This window comes from Microcoleus sp. FACHB-831, from assembly GCF_014695585.1.
Taxonomy (GTDB): domain Bacteria; phylum Cyanobacteriota; class Cyanobacteriia; order Cyanobacteriales; family FACHB-T130; genus FACHB-831.
On the sequence record NZ_JACJON010000061.1, the window covers coordinates 72789 to 91822 of the forward strand.

The following is a 19034-nucleotide window of genomic DNA, read 5'->3' on the forward strand; positions in this document are numbered from 1 at the left end:
AATCTAGAATCTAAAAATGCCTTGACAGGGAGCAAACGATCTTCGATGCAAAGGGGTGGGGCCATGTTGTTGCAGTGCCAAAAGATGCTGCGCCGTGCCGTAACCTTTATTTTTAGCCAGATCGTACTCTGGATACAATGCTTCCAAACCCATCACCAATTCGTCGCGCCACACCTTAGCGATGATGCTAGCAGCAGCAATAACCAAAGATTTTTCATCACCCTTGACTATAGTTTGTTGCTCAAAAGGCATATCTGGCATCTTCCACTTGCCATCGACAAGACAAAGTTGCGGCTGAACCTTCAGACTAAGAACAGCCCGCTTCATTGCCAGTAAAGAGGCATGGAAGATATTAATATTATCAATTTCATCATTAGAGGCAGCGCCAATTTGCCAATCAAGCGCTGCCTCTTTAATTTGTATCGCTAATTGTTCGCGACGCGATCGCGACAGCTTTTTACTGTCTCTTACTCCGGCTGGTAAGAGTTTCTCTACAGCAGGCTTGGGTAAAATCACCGCAGCCGCAACCACAGGGCCAAACAAGCAACCCCGACCCACCTCATCTACACCAGCCACAAGTTCAAAAGAGCAGGACAACTCTGGCAAATCTTCTAGATTGAAATGGGGTCGGGGCGATCGCATTTCGATTTTGGATTTTGGCTCGCTGGTTAATACATATCAACTGATTATCCTGCATTTGATGGGAATACCAGCTACCGACTGCATCAAATAAGAAAATTGCTATTTAGACAAAACTGGTAAATGGGACGCAGGCTTTTGCCCAATTAGCAATTTCTTATTTCCTATTCCCTATCCAAAATCATCCCGCTAACAAACTCTGACTAGAGCCAATCACCACTCTAGACTCATTCTGTCGGTGTGGTAGAAGACCTGGATCTTTTTCGAGTACGACGGTTGACGGGCGTGCTGCCATCTGATTCGCTGGGCGTCGTTGCAGCATCTGGCTCAGGCTGAAGTTCAACTTGAGGTTCTTCCTGCTCCAAAGACATTGTATACCCGCTATCTAAAGGGGTTTCCGTTGTAGTCTCATCAACCGAATAATCCTCTGTGGGAGCAGGAGCATCGTAGGGGCGGTTGCCGACAAAGTTCGGCGCAAAGCTTTCTGCCGCTAATATTTCTCTAGGACGTTCTTCTCTAGGACGTTCTTGTGGTGGTGCGACTATAGGTGCTTCCCCAGGTGCAGTAATGTTGATAATCGCAGATTTAGGATTTTTCACCTCCACATTTGCCAGCACCCAAGGAGGAATCCCCGCCTCAGCAAAAAGATCCTGTTGTTTGGGCGTCATTTCGATGTAAACAATCTCTGGAGGCTCGATTTCTTGTCTGTTCGGCTTAGGACGTTCTAATTTCGGCCCTCGGCGAACTTCCTCGACAGTAGGTAGGGTAGGTAGGGGTTGAGCTACCTCCGGCATCCAATCTGCTGGCTCCTCTTGAAGTCTCTCAGGTTCGGCTATCTGACGAGGCATCAAAGGATTCCCTGTAGAAGTAGGAGATGACATCCGCAGCCGACTCTGAGCGGCTTCCTCCCTCACGGGAGATTCACTACCACGCGGGGGGCGAGTGCTGCCGCGGCGACGACGGTTTCGGTTGTTATTTCCACCGCCCTGGTAGCTGGGATGATTCATCAGGTCCATTGACTGATCGTCATTACCTGAGTCTAAATCTAAGCTTTCGCTGCGTGGTTCCCATGTGTCAGCTTGGGGGGGTTCGCGCAACGCCCGTACTTCCCTTGCCACCACAGGTTCCGGCATTTCCCCTCCATTTAGTTGGGTTGCACCTGGTAGATGGACGACGTGCCCCAAGCCACCACAAGCGGGGCAGGGATTGCCAAACAATTCGTAGATATTTTTGCCTTGGCGTTTCCGAGTTAGTTCTACTAAACCAAGCTCGGAAAGTTGTGCAATTTGCGGACGAGCTTTATCTGCTTTCAGCGATTTGTTGAATTGTTCGAGCAGTTGTAGCTGGTCGCGACGCGAGTCCATGTCAATAAAGTCAACAATAATTACACCCGCAATATTCCGCAGGCGCAGTTGGCGGGCGATTTCTGTTGCTGCCTCGCTGTTAGTCCACAAGACTGTTTCTCGCGCTGTGGCGGAGCGGGTAAAGGAACCAGAGTTGACATCGATGACTGTCAGCGCTTCGGTAGGCTCGATGATGATGTAGCCACCCGAGGGAAGGTCTACTCTTGGCTTGAGGGCTTCTCGAATTGCAGCATTGACGCGGAAGTAATCTAGAATCGAGTTGCGACCATCTTTGGCTGGTGCTTCGCTAGGTCGGTAATGATCGATTAACAAGCCTTCTGGCGACTTGCCACCGCTCCAGCTGAGTAAGTATTGCTTAACTCTTTTTACTCCTGTGTGCGAATCTACAACAATGCGATTTACATCCGCACTGTACATATCCCGCAGTACCCGCTGAATAAAATCATCGTCGCGATTAAGCAAAGCTGGGGCACGAGTAGAGGTAGCTTCTTGCTGGATGGACTCCCACTGTTTTTGCAAAGCTTCCAAATCTTCGATGATCGCTTCTTCGGCTCGACCTTCTGCTTCAGTTCGTACCAATAAGCCCATACCAGAGGGTTTAATCAGAACCGCCAGCGCTCTCAGGCGGTTGCGCTCATTTTCATTTTTGATTCGCGTTGAGAGGTTCACACCCCGCCCGAAAGGCATCAAAACCAGATAGCGTCCCGGCAAGGTGATGTTCCCAGTCAGCCTGGGGCCTTTGTTCCCCGTAGGCTCTTTCATAACTTGCACAAGAACTTTCTGCTGGGGCACTAGCAATTCTGTAATAGCACCAGCTGTACGTTTTAGCCGCAATGGGCCGAGGTCAGTTACGTGAATAAAGCCATTGCGCTCGGCATCGCCAATGTTAACAAAAGCGGCATCTATCCCTGGTAATACGTTTTCAACAATGCCGTGATAAATGTCTCCTACCTGATGGTTCCCGGTGGCAACGACGAGTTCTTGAATTTGATCTTCCCAAAATACGGCAGCAATCCGATGCTGTTCTGCGATAATAATTTGCTTTGGCATTCAATTTCCTCAAAAATTGGCAGCGCTAGAGAAGGCAAAAGGTAAAAGGCAATAAGGCAATATAAAGAATCTTTTCTTTTTACTTTTGCCTTTTTACTTTTTCTTATTCTGTGTGCCTATCACTTTTGCTAAAAGAAATAAGGGTATGAGCGTGAAACTCTGTACGGACGGGTTTGTTTTTACCTTGTGTTTGCATGACAGCAAGGATAGATTTTTAACCCGCCCCTACTTAGAGAGAAGCAAACGGGTGATTCACCCAGAGCGACTGATTACAGTGACAGCCTTCTGAGTAAAGGGATCGGGAATCAACTGGTGGCCAGTACCATGCCTTTCCGAAAAGGCTGTGTACTGGATTTTGCCAAGAATCAACAGAAAGTCTCTTAGAAGCCAGTTGCGTCCAGCATTCATGGCTGGTTCACAAGGGCGGCAACCGGATGAAGCCTCAATCCGCAACCGCTTCTCTTGTGATGTATTATATCGCGCCTTTAGTCAGATCCTACTCTAGTCCGCGGGGGTTGCGTTAGCGTTAAAAAGCATAGGGCATTCACTTTTAAGGTCCGAGAACCTAAGCAGGAACCTCAAGGGTTAGTACACAAAGCCTTCCAGGACAGTTATTCTATTTCCATCTGCTCCGGTCAGCGTCATCTAGATGTTTTAAGCAAAGCTTATAGCTTATCGAGGTTGCTATAACATCTTGTGAAGAACATGGTTCAATTTAATTTTGGCGATGCAACTCTCGTAGACGAATTTGCGATCGCCCCTTTGCCCGATCGCCTCGAACATGATACTAGCGATCTTGAACGCACAATAGCAATCCTCTAGTTTGTAGCCTGCGGACGGAGACTTTGGATAGTAGCGATCGCTGTATTTGCTACTTGACTAATTTCTTCTTGCGTGGTGTACCTACCGATTCCAAACCGCACCGAGGCATAAGCCAGCTTTTCCGAGCGTCCCAGCGCCATCAGGACGTGAGAGGGAGCAGTTTTGGTAGAACTGCAAGCGGCTCCGGAAGAAACTGCGACTATCGGCTGCAATCCCAATGACAGCGCCGCTCCATCCACACCCTCAACGCTAATATTGAGGTTTCCTGGCAATCGCTGTGTGGGATGACCGTTGAGATGAATTCCCTCAATACAGCTCAAAGCTTCCCACAATTCTTGCCTTAGCTGAGTCAGACGTTGAGCCTCTGATTCTCGTTCAGCCAGTGCTAGTTCCACCGCCTTGGCAAAGCCGACAATTTGGGGAGGATACAGAGTACCAGAACGCATCCCCCGCTCGTGTCCACCGCCATGCAGTTGCGGTGATAGCTGTACTCTAGGATTGCGCCGTCGGACGTAGAGTGCGCCGATGCCTTTGGGGCCATATACTTTGTGGCCAGTCAGCGACATCAGATCAATTTTCATCGCATCCACATCCAGATGAATTTTACCAATAGCTTGAGCGGCGTCAGTGTGGAATAAAACTTGACGCTGACGACACATTGCCCCAATTTCAGCTAGTGGCTGTATTACCCCAATTTCGTTATTAGCCGCCATCACCGAGACTAAAATCGTATCGGCACGTAAAGCTTTCTCTAGTTGAGATAAATCGATCAGTCCATCACTTTGGACTGGTAGGAAAGTGACTTCAAAGCCCAAAGTCTGCAAATACTCGCAGGGGTCGAGAACCGCGTTATGCTCGGTTTGCACGGTGATGATGTGACGCCCCTTGCTGAAATAGGCTTCGGCAACACCTTTAATAGCTAAATTGTTTGCCTCAGTAGCGCCGCTAGTGAAGACAATTTCCTCTGGCGTGGCGTTAATAGCATCTGCCAAAGTCTGCCGCGCTTGCTTAACAGCAGCCTCCGCTTCCCAGCCGTAGAGGTGGCTAATGCTGGCAGGGTTGCCGAAATGTTCTGTGAAATAGGGCAGCATAGCGGCTAGCACCCGTTCGTCGAGGGGTGTTGTCGCGTGGTTGTCGAGATAGATGGGTCGGTTAGTCAATTTTTCCTCTGCGGTTACACCTACCATTCTTGCAAAATTGTAGGTTTAGCAATTAAAGATACGATAACGATAGGCTCAGAAGCGCCAGGAGACGGGGATTATGACTATGAGCATTCAGGATTTAGAAAGACTGCAAGAGAAGCTGCAAGAAGATAAGCGTGACTACCAACTGGAACTGCGGGAGGGAAAAATTGTAGTCATGGGGCCATCAGATATCGAATCGAGCGAAATTGGGGCAGAATTGATCAGACTTCTAGGTAACTGGGTTAAGCCTCGGCGTCTCGGACGGGTGTTTGATTCTAGCGGTGGGTTTATCCTGCCGAATACAGACTTGCGGGCACCAGATGTTTCATTTGTCTCAGCAGATAGACTAAAGCGAAGCCAGCGCTACTTTGCCTCGCTGGTTCCAGATTTGGTGGTGGAAATTAAATCTTAAAGCGATCGCATCTCTACATTGAAAAAAAAAGTAAAATTATTCTTGAAAGAAAAAGCGCGGGTTGGCATACTAATCGATCCAGATAAGCTAACTGTAAGTGTTTATCGTCCCACTGGTGAACTGGAAGCGCTGGCATCGGATGACAAGCTTACTATTCCTGATTTGTTTCCAGGGTGGGAAATCTCAATTTCTGAACTGTGGCCGCCTGTATTTGAGTAAGATGATTGATACTGGCGCAGTTGCAAAAATTTTTTGTGAAGTAGAATAACCCAGCCTAATAATATGCGATCGCTCCTTTTCTCAATCGCTTTTAGCGCGATCGCCACACCTCAATTTTCCCATCCTCACCATTACTAACTATGGTTTTACCATCCGGGCTGAAAGTAACAGCATTAACATTGCCTGAACGATTAGAAATGCTGCTTTCTAGTTCTCCCGTCTGCACTTTCCACAGCTTAATAGTTTCGTCCCGACTACCGCTAGCTAGCGTCTTACCATCTGGGCTGAAGGCAACAAAATTAACATAGTCTTTATGGGCAGAGATACTATGCGTAGGACTGCACGGCTGCGCCCCTTTACAACCGCTCAAAATTTGCCCTAGATTCCACAGATGAACTTTGTTATAAATATCGCTGCTAGCGAGAGTCTGTCCATCCGGACTTATGGCAAGCGAAGGAATGGTATTGCCTGTAGGTTCAGCAACGCTACTAATGAGCGTCCCTGCGGGTAAATTCCAAACCTTGATCGTCTTATCGTAACCGCTACTGGCAAGAGTCTTTCCATCAGGACTGACAGCAACAGTTAAAACAAATTCTGAATGCCCTTTGAGAGTATTTTTTAGTTGTCCCGTGCTGGGATTCCAAAGCTTAATTGTTTTGTCCTTATTACCACTAACAAGAGTCTGTCCATCGGGAGTGAAAGCAACAGAAAAAACGCGGTTTTCAGAATTAGATTGCAGGGTTTGCAACAGTTGGCCAGTTTGGAGATTCCAAATTTTAACTGTTCCATCACCGCTGGCACTGGCTATCTTCTGTCCATCCGGGCTGAAGGCGACGGAATAAATATAGTCTGAATGCCCTTTAAGGGTAAATAGCCGTTGTCCCGTGCTGAGATTCCAAACATTAATAGTGTTGTCATTACTACCGCTAGCGAGGTTCTGCCCATCAGGACTGATAGCGATCGCATTAACTTCCTTTGAATGACCGCTCAAAGTTTTGGCTAAAGAAATATTTTCTCCACGATTCCAAGAACTATTTGACCCACCTAATGACTGGGATGTATTATTTGAGTTAGTTAGCGACGATTGACTATTTAGTTTGGGCAAGTAGTAAATTCCAAATATCGCAACTAAAGCAGTAGCAATACCCGTTCCAATTACAGACAAACGCCGTAACTTTTTGCGAGAATTAGCAACACCTTCGGCGTTGTTAATCTCGATACCTGTCTTGGGTAGAGAGGACTCAGCAAAATTAGGGCTTGTTGGGTGGGATAGTGCGGTTTCAGCAGGTAATTTAGAGTTCGCGGATGGTTGAGTTAAATTAGACGGTATTAACTCAGCTGCGGAGGTATCGTACTGCTGTTGCGAACCAGCAATATCTCTGATTGTCTGTTCTACAGATGGCGATGTTTGAAGCGGCTGTGTAGAAGGCGATAGTGGTTTGGTCAGGTCATCTAGAGGCGGCGTTAGTTTATGAGTGGGTGTACTATAAGCCTGGGTTGACTGTTGCGAATTGACTAACTCAAGCGCCTGCAAAGTATGTGTTACGGTTTGATACCGCTGACGATAGTCATAGCGCACCATTTTGTCTAAAACATCTGCTAGCTGCTGGCTGACATTCGCGCGATCGCGCCACATTAATTCGCTGGTTTCGGAGTCGAATGGCAGCCCGTTAGCAGGTATCCCCGTAAGCGCTTGTATGCCAATCATTCCCACTGCATAAATGTCGCTACAAAATTTGGGATTGCCGCTAAGTTGTTCGTTGGGCATATAACCAGGCGAACCAATAGCAACTGTTAAAGTTGTTTGTCCGAGAGATTTAGCTTCCCTTGCGCTAACTTCTTTTACGGCTCCAAAATCTATTAAAAATATTTTACGGTCTTGCTGGCGTCTGATTAAATTTGATGGCTTAATATCGCGGTGAATGACATCTTGCTTATGCACAAACTCTAAGACTTTTAAAATGTCCAGCAAAATGGCAATAACTTTTGCTTCGCTTAGTTGTTTACCTAATGGTAATTCTGCTTTAAGTTCATTACCTTCAATAAATTCTTGAACTAGATAAAATTCTTTATCTTCCTCAAAATGAGCCAAAAGATTGGGAATTTGCTCGTGTTTGCCTAAGCGATACAATACTTGTGCTTCGCGATCGAATAAACGTCGGGCGATCGCTAAAGTATCCGCATCTGTAGCTTGGGGCAATAGTAACTTGACAACGCACAACGGGTTGCCTGGTAGCTGACGATCTGAGGCAAGGTAAGTTTGACCAAAGCCTCCACCTCCCAAGTGTTTGACGATGTGATAGCGACCACCGAGCGTTTTTCCCAGCATGACGTTAATACAGTGTATTTATCCGCTAGTCTAGCCTTGTCAAGCGGCATTAGGCAGAAATTGCTTTAGCGTGACTAAGCGATCGCTGCTTTACTGGGTTACTGCGATCGCCAAATCTTAATCGTGTTATCTGCTTTACTGGCGCTGACGAGAAGTTGACCATCAGGGCTAAAGGTGACAGCATCAACAAAGCCTAACTGGTTAGATATGGTGCTTTTCAATTCTCCGGTTTGCAGATTCCACAGCTTAAGTGTCCCGTCCAAACTACCGCTGGCTATAGTATGACCATCCGGACTGATGGTGATGGATCGAATCTCATCTACATGACCGGAGAGAGTGCGTACAGGCAAACAGGCTTGTGCGCCCTTACAGTTTGCGACTAAATTTCGCAAATTCCATATGCTAATTGTGTTGAAACTGCTGCTAACTAGGGTATTCCCATCCGGGCTAATAGCAACAGAGGAAACGGGATAGTTTGAGGGGTCGGACAAGCTAAGCAGCAATTGTCCCCTAGCCAGATTCCACAGTTTGATTGTCTTGTCTTTGCTACCGCTGACAAGACTCTGGCTATCTGGAGTAATGGCGACAGATGAAACAAAGTCAGTATGCCCTTTCAGGGTGTTTTTTAGTTGTCCCGTCCGTATATCCCACAGTTTAATTGTCTTGTCTTTACCACCGCTGGCAAGAGTCCTACCATCAGGACTAAAGGCAACTGAAAAAACCCAGTCTGAATGTCCCTCAAGTGTAGTTCTCACTTTTGCGCTGCTAGGATTCCAGAGTTTGATGGTTCCGTCCGCACTGCTACTAGCAAGGGTCTTACCATCGGGGCTGAATGCAACTGAATAAACCCAATCTGAATGCCCCATTAGGGTGCGCTGCGGTGCGCCATTGGGCAAATTCCAAAGTTTGATGGTGTTGTCTAGACTACCGCTGGCGAGGGTATATCCATCCGGGCTGATGGCGAGAGAATAAACCTGACCTAAATGCCCGGATAGGGTGTTGGCTAAAGAAATATTTTCTACTCGATCCCAAGGACGATTTAGCGTTTGAAAATAATAAATTCCGCTTGCCAATGCTAAAGCAGTGGCGATACTTGCTCCCGCTGCGATCGCGCGACGAGGTTTGGTGAAAAACTTAAAAATACTAGGCTTGCGATCGCGTAAATCTGAATGCGCCTCCCGTATATTATTCCCATTTTCCAACATTGTCTGTTGGTCAGATAGCGCGTTCTCAGGCCGCAATTCTCCTTGAGGTCTCGATGAATTTTCTCCAAAAGCCTCGGTTGCCTGCTGCTTAAATGTCAGCGTTTCAGACCGCAGTTTATCGGTTGTTTGTGAAACAGGAGAGGCGGATGCGCGAGCAGGAATATTATCCTTTGAGATAGTAAAAGTTTGCGTTGGCAGCTCGGCATCGACTAACTGAAGGGCAGCAATAGCCTCTGCCGCTGTTTGGTAGCGTTGTCGATAGTCATACCGCACCATTTTGTCTAAAACATCTAGTAGCGACGGCGCATAAACAGCCTCCGCAGGCAAGCGATCGCGCCATATAATTTCGCTAGTTTTGGGGTCTTCTGGCAGCCCGTTAGGAGATAATCCAGTAAGGGCTTGAATACCCAGCATCCCCACAGCATAAATATCACTACAGAATCGCGGTTTGCCTCCTAGTTGCTCGTTGGGCATATAGCCTGGAGACCCAATACAAACCGTAAAACTTGTCTGTCCTTCAGTATTAATTGTCTGCGTGCTGACTTGTTTAACTGCCCCAAAGTCAATCAAAACTAACTTGCCGTCTTGCTTACGCCTAATTAAATTTGATGGCTTAATATCTCGGTGAATGACATCTTGCTGATGTACAAATTCTAAAATTTTTAAAATTTCCATCAACAGGTCAATTACCTTCGTCTGACTCAAGCCATTGCCAGCAGATAATTCCAGCTTTAGTTCATCACCTTCGATAAATTCCTGAACTAAATAGAACTCTTGCTCTTCTTCAAAATGAGCCAAAAGTCTAGGAATCTGATCGTGGCTTCCTAGCTGGTACAACGTTCGCGCTTCTCTATCAAATAAGCGCCTTGCTACCTCTAAAGTCGTGGCATCTGTACCCTTGGGCAAGAGTAGCTTGACGACACACAGGGGGTTGCCTGGTAGCTGCTTATCCGAGGCAAGATAAGTTTGACCAAAGCCTCCGCCTCCCAAGTGTTTGACAATTTGGTAGCGACCACCAAGCGTTTTTCCTAGCATGACATTGATGCAGTGGCAGTTTTAGTTTCTTCCGCCCTTTGCCCTGCGAGGGGCACAGAGGGGATAAATCTCGAACAACTCTTTGTTTGTAGTATGATTGATTTTGGTAACTCGTATCGGTCGCCCGCGCAGCATAGACATGAAACTGGTACAACAAATGTGGTTGTATCTACCGATGTAACAGCCAAACTCGGCAAAGCTGCCGCTGCTGAATGCCCGATCCAAAGGCGGAGAGTCAGACCTGAGATTATGTTACTTTTGATAGTTTAACGCTGGCAAATATAAAAGCTGTTATTTGGTGGGTAAGGGCTGGGAGCTGGCCTACTTAGTAGCTAGCTATAGTAGGATATCGCGGATGCGTAGTCTTTGGTGTAGGGTTAGCCCAGAACCCAGGCGCGATCGCGTGAGCCAAATCTTGAGCGTGTTGTCATCCATACTAGAACTGATCAGGGTCTTCCCAGCGGGGCTGAAGGTAAGGCAATTAATTAAGCCTAAACGGTTATAAATAGTGTTTTTCTAGTGGTTTTAGCTTTTGCGGCGGGGTGTTATGTTGAGTGATTATAAAATTTCTGCCACTATTTTGTAGCGATCGCTGTAATGATACTTCCACCAATTTCTTTAATATTGGCTAAATTATAGCTGGATTGTTCTTGATTACTCCAGAAAATATCGTTTATTTTTAATTTTTTTGTAGGTGATTAAGGTCTACGCCCTTTCAGCTTTAATGCCAATCATTACCCCCAGCATAAATATCGCTATAAATTTTGGATCATCACTGATTTTTCCCTTTAGTCTCTATAGTTATTCAGAAGAATAACAACTGTTACTTTAGTCTGTAATTAGGCCTTATCTGCTGTCGGGCTAAATTATTTTAGCACTCCAAAATCTATTAAAAGTATTGTGGCATTTTGTTGCCTCTGGTTAAATTTGATAGCTTATATCACCGTTGATGAAATATTGCTGATGCACAAACTCTAAAACATTTTAAATGTCCAGTAAAATGCAATGATTGTGGTATTGTGTCTATCGTGGCCCGGTTGGGCTGTAGGAATCCCTATTAGGGATTGAAATTAGGCTTGAAACTTATGCAATCTACACCCTGCGTGTCAGCTAAACGTGCGCGAAGCGCACTTGCTCTCGGCAGTAATCTTGGCGACTCCCGCGCCATCCTAGAAGCCGCCCTCAAAACCCTGGACAACACCCCAGGCATCACCTTACAAACTACTTCCAGTTGGTATCAAACTGCACCAGTGGGGCCACCTCAACCCGATTACCTTAATGCCTGTGCGTTAGTGCAAGTTGAACTGACGCCCCAAGAATTGTTAGAAAATATACTCAATATCGAAGCAGAATTTGGTAGAGTTCGTCACGAACGCTGGGGATCGCGAACGTTGGACATCGATATATTGCTGTTTGATGATGTAATTTTGGATACCCCAGTACTTCAATTGCCTCATCCCCGCATGACAGAAAGAGGTTTTGTACTCGTACCGCTGGCTGAAATTGCGCCAGATTGGGTAGAGCCAGTTTCAAAGAAAGCGATCGCGCAACTCGTCCAAGCGGTAGACTGTTCAGGAGTCCGCCGCTTATAGTTTCCCATGCCACTAGGTAAAGAACCACCAGAAGTCCTCAAACAACGCCTATTCTACGCAGGGCGCAAATTTAACTTTGAAGTCACCCGTCTCCGCCTCCCCAACAAAGCTGAAGGCGATTGGGAATGCATCCGTCACCCAGGCGGCGCACTAGCTGTGCCCGTCACCCCAGAAGGCAAGCTGATACTATTGAGGCAGTACCGCTTTGCAGTTCAGGGGCGTCTTTTGGAGTTCCCCGCTGGGACGATTGAGCCAAATGAAGATCCAGCCGAGACAATTAAGCGCGAAATTGAAGAAGAAACAGGCTATCGCGCTCATCGTTGGCAAAAATTAGGCGAATTTGCCCTAGCTCCTGGTTATTCTGATGAATTCATCTATGCTTTCTTAGCTCAAGATTTAGAGTTGTTGGAAACTCCTCCCAATCAAGATGCTGATGAAGACATTGAGACAATTTTGATGACTCCCCAGGAATTAGAGCAAGCAATTCTTGCTGGCGAACCCGTAGATGCTAAATCGATTTCTAGCTTTTTCCTAGCTCGCCCTTTTCTTAATTAATGCAGAAAGGTTGGATTTTTAACCGCAGATAAACGCACATAACTTGGATATTATCTGCGTCTATCTGCGGGGTTTAAATAAAAAAGTATTTAAACAATAAAAGTATATGTTGCTGGAATTAGCTATTGGCGATGCTTACGGTGCTGGCTTTGAATATGTTAGTACACAGCTAATCAACGCTAGCAACGATTTAAGCGGATACGTGCAGCATCCCCGTCATAAAATAAAGCCTGGTTGCTACACGGATGATACTCAAATGAGTCTAGCGATCGCGGAAACAATTGTTAATCAAGAACCCTGGACGCCTGAAGTTTTAGCTAAGAATTTCGTCACGGCTTTTAAACGCGATCCGCGAGAAGGTTACGCCAGTAGTTTCTATTATTTTTTGCTAAAAATTCGCGACGGAAATGACTTTTTAGCAAAAATTATACCCACCAGCGATAAAAGTGGCGCGGCTATGCGTGCTGCACCGATGGGCGTGTTTTCTACTGTGGAAAAAGTTATCGAGGCGGCAAGAATTCAGGCGGCGATTACGCACAATACGCCAGATGGAATTAATGCTGCGATCGCAGCTGCGTTAATGTCCCATTATTTCATTTACCAGCTAGGACGAAAAAGAGACTTAGGGAAATTCCTCGAATCCCATGTATCGGGTGAATGGTCTAAACCTTGGCAGGGCAAAGTAAAATCAAAAGGCTGGATGAGCGTGAGGGCAGCAATTACTGCTATTGAACGCAACAATTCTATGAGCCAACTGCTAAAAGATTGCATCAAATATACTGGCGATGTAGATACTGTAGCGGCGATCGCTCTTGCTGCTGCCTCTTGTAGCGATGAAATTGCCCAAGATCTTCCCTTGCATCTCACCAAAACTTTAGAAAATGGTGAGTATGGCAGAGATTATATTATCGAATTAGACAACAAGCTAATGGCTTTGGTGTAGCTAATACAACAGCGCTCCCCTCTATAAATAGGGAACATTAATATTTTTCCTTATATAAGCAGATGGAGGGTGTTCTACATCAGCCAACGCATTAACACCCTTGTTAATACATTCGAGTTCTGTCTAGAATGTAGCTATCAATACAAATTCTTAATTACCATGCCGCCAGCTATCAGCCGACGATTTTCTACGAGTGTTGATTTCATGAACGCGACACTCTTTTAGACTTGATGCCTGGTAAAGCATATAGTCTATTTCAGCATCAAAGAATGCATCCCCGCTACCTGTGTGGCTGGAGTTGTTAGAGGTTTCTTGAGCTTGACCAGAGGTTTGCTTGGAGACAGCCACTTGATTAAACATGAATTTCTGAGTCATTAGCTTTTATCCTCAATACTTCCTTGCGTTTGTATTAGTCTAGTCCAGGAAATAGGGTAAAAAATCAGCCCTAAGTATAGGCCTGTTCGAGATTATAGTGAGATAAACCATCTCTACTGGAGCTAGTGATTCCTGAAATTTTGCCCTATTAGGGGGTGATTGCGTAAGTCCTAAGATAGAAAATCTTCACAGTCTTGTTAGTTAGCCTTATGCCAGGTTTTATTCTGGCATAAGGAGCCAAATACCAAAATTTTAACTAAATGTCTGACTTAATTCTGTTTTGGCATCGCCGCGATTTGCGAATCTCTGATAACTTAGGACTCGCTGCTGCACGGCTCCGGAGTCCCAAAGTAGTGGGTGTATTCTGCCTCGATCCTAATATTTTAGAGCGGGATGATGTCGCACCAGCACGAATCACTTATATGATTGGCTGCTTGCAAGAATTACAACAAAGCTATGCAGAAGCTGGCAGTCAATTATTGATTTTGCAAGCTAATCCGGTTCAAGCAATACCAAATCTTGCAGGCGCACTAAGCGCTAAGGCTGTATTTTGGAATTGGGATGTGGAGCCTTACTCAAAAGAACGCGATCGCTCTGTCATTTCCGCCCTTAAAGAAAAAGGTATTGTCGTCCAAAACTTTTGGGATCAACTATTACATTCGCCAAACGAAATTCGCAGTGGTTCTAAAGCGCCTTACACAGTTTATTCCCCTTTTTGGAGAAATTGGAGCAGTCAACCCAAAGCAACTCCTGCTGAAACACTGCAAAATGCGGAAAATTTGAATGAAGCAGAACAAGAAGCTGCAAGAATTGCTGGTGCTGGAAAATTGCCCACAGCTAAAGATTTAGGATTCATTTGGGATAATGAATTGGTGACATCGCCAGGGGAAAAAGCCGCACAAGAAAAGCTAGAGGAATTTTATTCTTCGTCCATTAATGAATATGCAGAACAGCGAAATTTCCCAGCAATTCATGGTACATCGCAACTAAGCGCAGCCCTCAAATTTGGCGCGATTGGCGTTCGCAAAGTTTGGGCTGCTACTATTGCGGCAATGGAACAAAGCCGCAGCGATGAAGCAGAATTCAGCATCAGAAGTTGGCAACAAGAACTTGCGTGGCGAGAGTTTTATCAACATGCAATGTATCACTACCCGGCATTAGCAGAGGGAGCATACCGCGAACCTTTCAAAAATTTTCCTTACGACGAAAACGAAGTACATTTCCAAGCGTGGTGTGAGGGTAAAACTGGATATCCTATAGTGGATGCTGCGATGCGGCAGATGAATGAAACTGCCTGGATGCACAACCGCTGTCGCATGATTGTTGCCAGTTTTCTTACTAAAGATTTGCTGCTTAATCCTAAGTTGGGAGAGGTAGTCTTTACTAAGAAACTCTATGATTGGGATCTTTCAGCCAACAACGGCGGATGGCAGTGGAGTGCTTCTAGTGGGATGGACCCCAAGCCCGTGAGGATTTTTAACCCCGCAAGTCAAGCGCAGAAATTCGATCCAGAGGGGGAATATATACGCCACTGGGTTCCAGAATTGAGGTCGGTGGATACAAAATCTTTGCTAACAGGAAATATACCATCTGATAAGCGCGATCGCTGCGGTTATCCCGCCCCAATTGTGGATCACAACAAGCAACAACGTTTGTTTAAAGAACGCTATCAACAGCAAAAAGAAGGGTTAGAAACTTTGTAGGATACTAACAACGCTAATTTTAGCGATCGCTCTAAAATTGTCAGATAAACCTAATTAGCAAGGGGCGCTCGCAACTAAGTTCATCGAACGCGATCGCTCTCTCCATCTAAACTAAAACAAACTAGCGCCTACCGAACTGCTTGCCCCTGCGATCGCTCCATCAACACGCGGCAATTGCTCAATTTGTAGCCCTTCTTCTTTAAAAACCACCAAATCGAACCAGAAAGTCGTCCCTACGCCTACTTCGCTGACTAAGTGGATGCTAGTGTGATGCTTCTCCATAATATTTCTGACAATAGAAAGGCCCAATCCCGTCCCTTCTAAAGTATGAACCCGATTTTCTACACGGAAGAATCGGTCAAAAATTGCCTTTTGGTCTTCTGGATCTATGCCAATTCCAGTATCAGAAATTTCGATCCGCACCTGCTCTGTCTTGTTGCGACCGTTGGGAGCTGGTTCTTGCAAATAAGCACGAATTGCCACGCATCCACCAGATTTAGTGAACTTCAGTGCATTACCCACCAAATTAGCTAACACCTGAAGTAACAAGTCGTAGTTGCCTACAACGGCTGGCAAATCTGGGTCTATCTCCTGAATAAGTTCGATTCCTTTATCCTTGGCGTTTAACTGGTAGGTGCGTAGCGTTTGCTCAACAGGTTGAGCGATGTCTACCGCGTCAAAGTGATAAATCCTGCAAGATTCGAGTTTCGATAGATCCAGTACGTCATTAACCAAGCGCGTCAGGCGGTCGGTTTCGCGATTAGCAGTTTCTAGAAACTCCCGGCGTTCAGATTCGCTGAGATCTTCGCCGAATTCGTGCAAAGTTTCTATAAAAGATTTGATGTTGAAAAGAGGCGTCCTCAATTCGTGGGAGACATTGCTGATGAACTGGCTTTTTGCCTCATTCAGTTCCACTTCGCGAGTGATATCCTGAACTGTCATAGCAATTCCTTTGATAGTCTCCCGGTACTGATCTAAGACAGTTGTGAGGAGGATGCGGACAGTGCGATTTTCCAAGCGAGACGTAGCGCGATCGCTCACCGAACTCAGCGTAATTCTAAACTCCCCGCCTTCTTTATCTCCTGATGCAATTTGATACAGCGGTCGCGTTAGTTCCATCTGTACCGTCACTGGAAGATAATGCAACACATTTTCTCCCACTGGCGCAGACGTAGCTCCGGGAACCCCGCCATCCCAACCAAAAATTCGCCGCGCTGTCGGATTAACTAAAATTACCTGTAAACTCGTATCCAGCAGCACAGCTCCATCAGCAATCGTAGAAACCAACGTTTCTAGCTTGGCTTTTTCCGCTGTCAGCTCCTCGATATTTTGCTCCTCATAACTCTCCAACCGCTCCGCCATCTCGTTGAAGCTAGAGATGAGTTCGCCTAATTCTCCCCCAAGGGGCAAATTGATTCGCTGCTTGAAGTTTCCCGCAGCAATGTTTTTGACGCCGACTAGCAATTCTTTAATCGGTTGGGTGACTTGGAGTGCGTTAAAAACTGCTCCTAAGATCACCATCACCCAAATCGAAATGAAAACCGCTATAGTGACATCCCGCGTCAAATTCGATGAGGCTACAACTGTAGGATTGGCGTTAATGCCAATCGCTAACACGCCCAGATATTTGCCCTCGTGGCTCAGGGGAACAAAAACATCAGTAACTTCCCCATCGGGAGTTAGATGCTGTCGCACCATCAGCAATTCCGAATTGTCTGCGTAATTCTCTGGTAGCTGAATCCGCCGCTCAATCGTCAGCGAGTTTTGCACCTCGGATTGAGAAAAAGGAATACCGAAGAAAATTTTGCCAGAAGCATCCGCATAGATCATATAGCGGACGCTGCTAGTGCTGCTGTAGAAGCGGTGGGAAAAGCGTGCGACTTCGCTGAGTTTGTTCTCGGCAATTAGAGGAGTGACATTGGCCGCTAGCAGAAGACCCAGATCGCGACCGAAGCGAGTGTCATTCAGTCGGGCATCCTGCTGAATCGTATTCACAGCCCAAAATGTCAGGCCGCTCATAATCAAAGAAACCACGAGGGTGGCAGCGGCCATTAGCTTGGTCTGGAGGGTAAACTCACTCCACCAGTGGGCAATAACTTCTCGGGTATTTTTTAGGAAAGCCAGCAAGGGAGGGCGAGGGGATAAAAAGTAAAAACTAAAAAGTAAAAAGGTAAAAGTATGAAGTCTGTAATTTTGGCTTGGGGGATTTTTCCTTCAGCTTCGACTCCATCCTTTATACTTTATCCTTTCTTTTGGCTTTTTATTTTTGGTTTTCTACTTTTACCTTAGCCTCCAGTCGAGCGCGAGCCGCAGACGCGAGAACCAATATCCCGTCTGTAGTAAACACCCTCAAACTGAATGCGATCGCATGCTGCATAGGCTTTCGCGATCGCGCTCTCAAAATTATCCGCTACTGCTGTAACGCCTAAAACGCGACCGCCGTCAGTCACTAGCTGTTCTTCCTTAATCTTTGTCCCAGCACGAAATACCTGGACATCCAAGGCTTCAGCTTCTTCGATACCGCTGATAATTTGCCCCTTTTCAAATTTCTCCGGATATCCACCAGATGCCAGAACAACACTTACGCATGCCCCCGCTTTCCACCGTATTGGTGGCATTTCTGCTAATTTCTGCTGGGTACAAGCAACTAGCAGGTCTTCCAAAGGTGTTTCTAGTAAAGGCAGAATAGCTTGAGTTTCTGGATCTCCAAACCTACAGTTAAATTCCAGAACTTTGGGTTCGCCTTGGGGTGTAATCATCAACCCAGCGTAGAGGACGCCTCGGTAGTCTATACCTTTAGCTTTTAAAGCCGCGATCGTCGGCTGTAAAATTTCTCGCTGTATGCGCTCCATCAACTCGGGCGTACCAATCGGCGCAGGCGCATAAGCTCCCATTCCACCCGTGTTTGCTCCCGTATCGCCGTCACCAATACGCTTGTGATCCTGTGCAGGTAGCAATGGCAAAATTGTCACGCCATCGGTCAGTGCTAAAACCGATAATTCTTGCCCTGCCAAAAATTCCTCAACCACTACCGTCTTAACGTCGCTGTGGAATAGAGATTCAATGGCAGCTTGAGCTTCTTCAACCGTTGTCGCCACCGTCACGCCCTTGCCAGATGCCAAGCCATCTGCTTTAACAACAATCGGTGCGCCGCGACTGACAACAAACGCTTTCGCCGACTCTGGATCTGAAAATACTGCCGAACGTGCTGTTGGTATTCCAGCTTCGTGCATCAACGCCTTCGCCCACGACTTGCTCGACTCAATTTGCGCTCCCGCTTTCGTAGGGCCAAATACTTTGATATTTTTGCCCTTAAGGTAATCGGTAATGCCTAAAGAAAGCGGCATTTCTGGCCCCACGACTACTAGATTGAAGCCGTGAACGAGGGTAAATTTTTCAATGCCTGAGAAATCATCCAACCTTAAAGGGTGGTTCCGGCAACGATCCAATACAGCCGTGCCACCATTGCCCGGAACACATACTACCTGCTTAACCTGTGGAGATTGCAACAGTTTCCATGCGAGGGCGTGTTCGCGTCCCCCGTTGCCAACAACTAAAACTTTCACCTTAGCCTTGTACTCCTGAAGAATGTATTTTTTTGTAGCAT

At 46.3% G+C, this 19034-nt stretch carries 14 protein-coding genes and 1 pseudogene; 5 read left to right on the forward strand and 10 right to left on the reverse strand.

Annotated elements, in window-relative coordinates:
* Nucleotides 1-3: 3 nt before the first annotated feature.
* The 4 genes from H6F77_RS17420 to H6F77_RS17435 form a co-directional block, all read right to left on the reverse strand.
* Nucleotides 4-642: a ribonuclease HII gene (locus tag H6F77_RS17420; protein ID WP_190489810.1), complete on the reverse strand. Its 639-nt coding sequence runs from the start codon at nt 640-642 to the stop codon at nt 4-6.
* Nucleotides 643-866: 224 nt separating this feature from the next.
* Nucleotides 867-3053, reverse strand: coding sequence for a ribonuclease E (rne, locus tag H6F77_RS17425; protein WP_190489811.1), 2187 nt, complete (start codon nt 3051-3053; stop codon nt 867-869).
* A gap of 252 nt (nt 3054-3305) precedes the next feature.
* Nucleotides 3306-3461, reverse strand: a complete 156-nt coding sequence (locus tag H6F77_RS17430; protein ID WP_190489812.1) for a hypothetical protein — start codon at nt 3459-3461, stop codon at nt 3306-3308.
* A gap of 410 nt (nt 3462-3871) precedes the next feature.
* Entirely contained in the window at nt 3872-5035 is a 1164-nt protein-coding gene (locus H6F77_RS17435; RefSeq protein WP_190489908.1) for a cysteine desulfurase family protein, read from the reverse strand.
* A gap of 100 nt (nt 5036-5135) precedes the next feature.
* Here H6F77_RS17435 and H6F77_RS17440 point away from each other — a divergent pair.
* Nucleotides 5136-5690, forward strand: a pseudogene (locus H6F77_RS17440) (Uma2 family endonuclease).
* 91 nt (nt 5691-5781) lie between these two features.
* Here H6F77_RS17440 and H6F77_RS17445 read toward each other — a convergent pair.
* The 3 genes from H6F77_RS17445 to H6F77_RS28935 all read right to left on the reverse strand — a co-directional run bounded on the left by H6F77_RS17445 (nt 5782) and on the right by H6F77_RS28935 (nt 10766).
* Nucleotides 5782-8019 (reverse strand): serine/threonine-protein kinase, encoded by a 2238-nt coding sequence (locus H6F77_RS17445; RefSeq protein WP_190489813.1) that lies wholly within the window; start codon nt 8017-8019, stop codon nt 5782-5784.
* Between the two features lie 98 nt (nt 8020-8117).
* Nucleotides 8118-10259 carry a serine/threonine-protein kinase gene (locus H6F77_RS17450; RefSeq protein ID WP_190489814.1) on the reverse strand — a complete coding sequence of 714 codons (2142 nt, stop codon included), beginning with the start codon at nt 10257-10259 and terminating at the stop codon, nt 8118-8120.
* A gap of 336 nt (nt 10260-10595) precedes the next feature.
* The gene (locus H6F77_RS28935; RefSeq protein ID WP_375335950.1) at nt 10596-10766 is read right to left on the reverse strand and encodes a hypothetical protein; all 171 of its coding nucleotides are present in this window, start codon (nt 10764-10766) and stop codon (nt 10596-10598) included.
* 578 nt (nt 10767-11344) lie between these two features.
* On the opposite strand from H6F77_RS28935, the gene folK reads away from it, so the two are divergent.
* The 3 genes from folK to H6F77_RS17465 all read left to right on the forward strand — a co-directional run bounded on the left by folK (nt 11345) and on the right by H6F77_RS17465 (nt 13349).
* Complete coding sequence (gene folK, locus H6F77_RS17455) at nt 11345-11851, forward strand: 2-amino-4-hydroxy-6-hydroxymethyldihydropteridine diphosphokinase (protein WP_190489815.1); 507 nt, start codon at nt 11345-11347, stop codon at nt 11849-11851.
* A 6-nt stretch (nt 11852-11857) separates the two neighbouring features.
* Entirely contained in the window at nt 11858-12406 is a 549-nt protein-coding gene (locus tag H6F77_RS17460) for an NUDIX hydrolase (protein WP_190489816.1), read from the forward strand.
* 106 nt (nt 12407-12512) lie between these two features.
* Nucleotides 12513-13349 carry an ADP-ribosylglycohydrolase family protein gene (locus tag H6F77_RS17465; RefSeq protein WP_190489817.1) on the forward strand — a complete coding sequence of 279 codons (837 nt, stop codon included), beginning with the start codon at nt 12513-12515 and terminating at the stop codon, nt 13347-13349.
* Between the two features lie 150 nt (nt 13350-13499).
* Here the strand turns inward: H6F77_RS17465 and H6F77_RS17470 are convergent, their stop codons facing one another.
* Nucleotides 13500-13724: a hypothetical protein gene (locus H6F77_RS17470; protein ID WP_190489818.1), complete on the reverse strand. Its 225-nt coding sequence runs from the start codon at nt 13722-13724 to the stop codon at nt 13500-13502.
* A 260-nt stretch (nt 13725-13984) separates the two neighbouring features.
* Here H6F77_RS17470 and H6F77_RS17475 point away from each other — a divergent pair, with 260 nt between their 5' ends.
* Nucleotides 13985-15427, forward strand: coding sequence for a cryptochrome/photolyase family protein (locus H6F77_RS17475; RefSeq protein WP_190489819.1), 1443 nt, complete (start codon nt 13985-13987; stop codon nt 15425-15427).
* A gap of 111 nt (nt 15428-15538) precedes the next feature.
* On the opposite strand, the gene nblS is transcribed toward H6F77_RS17475, so the two are convergent.
* A complete protein-coding gene (nblS, locus tag H6F77_RS17480) occupies nt 15539-17554 on the reverse strand; it encodes a two-component system sensor histidine kinase NblS (protein ID WP_190489820.1) in 2016 nt (671 codons plus the stop codon).
* A 158-nt stretch (nt 17555-17712) separates the two neighbouring features.
* On the reverse strand, nt 17713-18993 hold the full coding sequence (gene purD, locus H6F77_RS17485) for a phosphoribosylamine--glycine ligase (RefSeq protein WP_190489821.1): 1281 nt from the start codon (nt 18991-18993) through the stop codon (nt 17713-17715).
* Between the last annotated feature and the right edge of the window lie 41 nt (nt 18994-19034).